Here is a 4,792-nt window from a genome sequence, read left to right on the forward strand (position 1 = left end):
ATGCTTTGAAATAGACATAATAACCTCCATAACTTAGATACATATAATATACCTTCTGGACGGTTTTTTTGTCAATCGAATTAAAGCTCTTATTTAATATCACTCTTTCACATAAAAATAATCCAATAAATTAATCTAAAGATTGTGAAGAAATGTACTTAAAGTAAAGGGAGCTTTAGTTCAACAGTCGATTTCTTAAAATCGGCTTTATTTATGGGTGAAAATTACATTACCGTTGTAAATCCGCATTTTCAGGACTCTACCCCTTCTAGAGCGCCTCTCATTGTTTTAGCGATTAATTATTATTCCCCTTATTATTTTTTTGAAAATGTTCTTTGTAATATAAATAATCAACTTTATGTTTTGTGGACATTAATTGAGTCGCTAATATTGCGGTGTAAATTGTCGTCAATCCTAGTGCTACTACGGCTAATAAATTTAAATTACTTTTATTAATGCTACTGTTACTATTCATGAAAGCTCAACTCCCTTCTTTAAAATTAGATTTCTAAATATCAAAGATTTTTATTCGAACACCATCAATTCTCCCCTTGTTTTAGGGTGGAGGCTGGCAAGGGGGTTTGGGGGAAGCCCCCATATTGCGTAGATCCATAAGGCAAAAGAGAAAATTTATGAACGGAAGCTCTGGCGGTTTTGGCGGTATAATGGCTCGAGCAAGCCGATTTCCTGAATTCCTCGTTTTAGGTACGTCGGCTTGGCGAAAGTACAGCACCGCCAAAATTTCGGAATGCAAGGAGAAAAGGGTGGAGATTTTTCGGTGGTCTGTCCGAAAAATACTACCCGAACCTTGCGTGGAGAAAAGCCCTTTAGGAGATATAGAAGGGAACACAGAAAAAATGTTGATATATCAATGTTTTAGTTAAGGTAATGTGTCATAGCTTGTGACACGTATATGTGTCATAGCTTGTGACACATAGTTGAATTAAGATGTGTCATTTTTTGCTTGACTATAGTTCATTTTTGACCTATGATGTGTCATAAATTATACATATAGGTATCACAGCTGATGATACATAACAAGGGAGAGAAGGATTCTATGCCAGCAGAGGTGCGTAAATTGGACGAGCAGAGAAAAATTAATGTTGAGTTAACCCCTGAACAACTTCAAATGCTTCAAAGACTTATTGATCTTGAACAGCAAGAAAACAAAGACAAAGAGCAATTTGAAGAGAAAAAGAAAAATCATAATTTCATCCAGCTTTATCGTGACAACATGCCAGAATTAAGATGGTTAATGGCAAATCATAACTTCGCAAGTTCTTTATTATTTTTTATCTTGGAACACATGGATAACAGAAATGCTTTAGCTTGTTCTTATGCAGTTTTTGAAGATTATTTTGGCAAATCAAGGTCAACAGTTTACAGAGCAGTAAAGCTTTTAGAGGAGAATGGATTTTTAAATGTTTTAAAAATGGGAACATCAAACGTCTATGTAGTGAACGAAGACCTTGCTTGGACAGATGGCAATGACAAAAAGAAATTTGCTAAATACGATGGTAAAATCCTTGTCAGCAAAAAGGAAAACAAGGACTTTGAATACAAAAGCCAATTTGATAAATTTAAAGCCCTTAGAGAACGTGAAAACTTAAAATAAAGCGAGTAGATAACTACTCGCCTTTCTTTATTTCAAGAGCATATTTGCCCTCATTTGAATCTTGGTCAACACTTGTAAAAACACCAATATCTTTTATTGGAATAAGAGTTCCAGAACCTAAATGAGGTCTCTTTCTATCCCTCATAAAAAGCATTAATTCTCCCTCTTGGTCTAGTTTCTCCAACTTCTCAACCAATTGTTTCACCTTCATCAGCGTTCCATCTCCATCCCTTTTTGCCTTTGTGGCTTCTCCATTTTTTCTAAAGAGTCCTGGACTAATTTATCTTGCCTATCATCCAGGAACTTGATTGTACTTCGGTCTACATCATTCATCCTCAAGAACGTTTTTACTCGGTCAAGTTGAGCGTGTAAAACTTTGCCCACCCTCTCTTTAAAAACAGAAAACTCCTTGCTGATCTGCACGAGTTTTCCCTTCAATTTTCCGTTCTCTAATTTCAATTCCCGATTCTCATTTTGGTAAGACCGGTTCTCAATTTTTAGAGTGTCCACCTGTTGTTTTAACTCCTTTTTCTCCTTCAACTGGTCATTATATTTATTAACGAGTCCATTGTACTTTTCTATCAAGTCTCCATAGTTCTTTACAATGTCTGTTTGCTTCACTTTTTGCAGTGCTTTTTTCTCTGCTAAGGAGTCTAAATTCTCTTCAATATCTTTGTAGTAATAGCGAATTTTATCTTGTCCAATTTGCATATCAGCTTTCAGCTGCGTAACTTCTTTTTGAGTCTTTTCCAACTCTTTCTGCAGATTCTCTGCTTGTAGCTGATAAGCCACACCATTGGTCGCATAATCGACTAGGCTTTTGTAGTCTTGTTCCTTCATTCCAACAAGCCCTAGAACCTTTTTAGCTTCGATATTCGCAATCGATTTCGATTTATCATCAATCTCTTGAATATGCCCCATTGTCCGCTCATATTTCTCTTGGGCTTCCTTCTCCATGCTTTGAAACGTTTGAGCCTTATATTTAGCCGTCTCCACGTGTTTACGGCTCGACGAGACCCCTCTTTCCAAATTAAAGTCATTTTGCTTCAGGTACTGATTAAAATCGTCCTGAAGACTCACCAGTTGCTTTTTCTGGCCAAAGAAATCTTTAGCCGATAGTCGGCCATCCTCCGTTACTGGAACGAAGCCTACGTGCATGTGAGGGGTTTTCTCGTCATAGTGAACAGTCGCATAGATTAAATTCTTTTCACCGTATCGATCAGCAAGGAACTCATGAGCCGTTTCAAAATACCTTTTCTGCTCTTTGGGTGAAATTTTATCGAAGAATTCCTTGTCAGAGGTAATTAAGAATTCAGCCAGCTTAACTGCATCTTTACGGATCTTTTTTCCAGAGGTCACATTGTCCTCAATTACTTGGCTAATTTTCTCGTTGTAATCAATCTGCCTTTGACCGTTTATCAAGTCATAATTCAGATGAGAATCAGCTTTATTGATGTCGGGATTCGTTTCACTTTCCCTCTCTCTTTGGTTGTGAAATTGAATCCCTTTTATCCCATTTGATTTCATTTTCTGCATTCGGATAATGGAGTAACTCATGGGGTACGCACCCTTTCTGAAAATCGATAGATTAATAGAAAGTGTAACACACTACACTTTGCACGCAAAGTTTCATGTGGTCTGCGACGCTAAAAGCCAAACCTTGGGCTTTGCCCAAACCCACTGGGGAACTCTTCCCCAGACCCCCTTAATCGAACTCCCCAACCCCTCAATCCTTGAGGGGCTCCCTCGCCGGTAGGCAGCTCAAAAGGTGTTGCCTTTTGAGACACCAAGAGGGTCTTGGTGAAGTGAGTCTATCAACTCCTTATCCTCCCTTCGGTCCGGTACCGTTGACAGACGCCATACGGGCCTCTCTCGCCTTTGTAAGAGGTTGCCCCTAGTAAAAACCCTTAAAAAGCAAAAAAGACGCTTCTAGGGGTAGCGTCAGGGAAATGCGGATTTACAACGGTAAGCATTTGATACAAGTCTTATGAGACAGTCAGAAGTCATTTAAAACGCTAATTTCATTATGTCTCAATAAACTCTACTCTATTGGAATTGTGAAGTGATACACTTAAACTAACGTACGCAGGTTTGTTGAATAAGGACTTCAAAAAATACCCTTAATTAAGCTAAAAAGTCCTTCTCTTTATTAAGAAGGACTTTTTTATGTGTTATTCCATTGTCTCATTCATTGTAATAGTTTCGCTTGCTTCATGACCAGATTCTCCATGTCCTGGTCCAAACAAATTCAATATTACAACTCCTACAAGAATCAGTGTTATTCCTGCAATGCTAGCCATGTTAAGTTTTTCCTTCCAAACTAAAACTGAAATTACTGTAGTCAAAACAAGTCCTAAACCTGCCCATAATGCATATGCAGTGTTTAAGGGGATTGTTTTTAGCGACAAGGATAAAAAGAAAAAACAACCAACGAAAGCTATTATTACCCCTATTGTAGGATAGAGTTTTGAAAAGCCTTCAGATGCTTTTAATAGGGAAGAGCCAATAATCTCCCCCACTATTGCAAGTGCTAAATATAGATATGACATTATTCGTCCTCCTGAATCATGTTTATTAGTTCATCAAAAACTTGTGTTTTTAGTTCTTCATTTAATGGTGCCATTCCAAATATTTCTGAAAACCAAAGACCATCTATGGATAATCTTGTAATTGTTATTTTGACAGGATCAATTCCATCAGTTATTAACTTTGTATGCAAAATATCGTATCTCTGCCGGAATTCATCTAATAAATCTGGATTAATAAACATAGCAGCCATTAGTGCGGAATTTAGATTATTGTTTTCTAAATCGGAAAATGTAGATTTAAGATAAGCCCTATTCCATTTTCCTATTGCGTTATCATCGTCGTTATTAACTAACGTATTAATGCATTCGAAATAATTATTTGTCCAATCTTCCACCATTCCTTTAATTAATGCTTCCTTGCTAGGAAAATGGTATAATAATCCACCTTTACTCACGCCAGCTCTTTGGGCGACTGCCTCTAATGTGAGTTTGACAACTCCTTCTTCTTTTACAATTTCAGATGCAGCAATCAATATATTTTTTTTCTTATTAGCATGCTTTGAAATAGACATAATAACCTCCATAACTTAGATACATATAATATACCTTCTGGACGGTTTTTTTGTCAATCGAATTAAAGCTCTTATTT

The 4,792-nt window shown here is 36.9% G+C and carries 5 protein-coding genes; 1 reads left to right on the top strand and 4 read right to left on the bottom strand.

Features of this window, described 5'->3' with window-relative positions; translation table 11 throughout:
• Window positions 1–1,057: 1,057 nt before the first annotated feature.
• Window positions 1,058–1,615 (top strand): replication/maintenance protein RepL, encoded by a 558-nt coding sequence (locus tag ACZ3HQ_RS29530; RefSeq protein ID WP_048558832.1) that lies wholly within the window; start codon window positions 1,058–1,060, stop codon window positions 1,613–1,615.
• Between the two features lie 13 nt (window positions 1,616–1,628).
• Here the strand turns inward: ACZ3HQ_RS29530 and ACZ3HQ_RS29535 are convergent, their stop codons facing one another.
• The 4 genes from ACZ3HQ_RS29535 to ACZ3HQ_RS29550 all read right to left on the bottom strand — a co-directional run bounded on the left by ACZ3HQ_RS29535 (window position 1,629) and on the right by ACZ3HQ_RS29550 (window position 4,715).
• Window positions 1,629–1,811 (bottom strand): hypothetical protein, encoded by a 183-nt coding sequence (locus ACZ3HQ_RS29535; protein ID WP_350835256.1) that lies wholly within the window; start codon window positions 1,809–1,811, stop codon window positions 1,629–1,631.
• A 14-nt stretch (window positions 1,812–1,825) separates the two neighbouring features.
• Window positions 1,826–3,172, bottom strand: a complete 1,347-nt coding sequence (gene mobV / locus ACZ3HQ_RS29540; RefSeq protein ID WP_053082646.1) for a MobV family relaxase — start codon at window positions 3,170–3,172, stop codon at window positions 1,826–1,828.
• A 614-nt stretch (window positions 3,173–3,786) separates the two neighbouring features.
• On the bottom strand, window positions 3,787–4,164 hold the full coding sequence (qacH, locus tag ACZ3HQ_RS29545; RefSeq protein WP_000121134.1) for a quaternary ammonium compound efflux SMR transporter QacH: 378 nt from the start codon (window positions 4,162–4,164) through the stop codon (window positions 3,787–3,789).
• Window positions 4,164–4,715, bottom strand: a complete 552-nt coding sequence (locus ACZ3HQ_RS29550; RefSeq protein WP_000028029.1) for a TetR/AcrR family transcriptional regulator — start codon at window positions 4,713–4,715, stop codon at window positions 4,164–4,166. Before ACZ3HQ_RS29550 ends, qacH begins: the two co-directional genes overlap by 1 nt.
• Between the last annotated feature and the right edge of the window lie 77 nt (window positions 4,716–4,792).

It is taken from the genome of Streptomyces sp. NPDC018263, assembly GCF_055562575.1.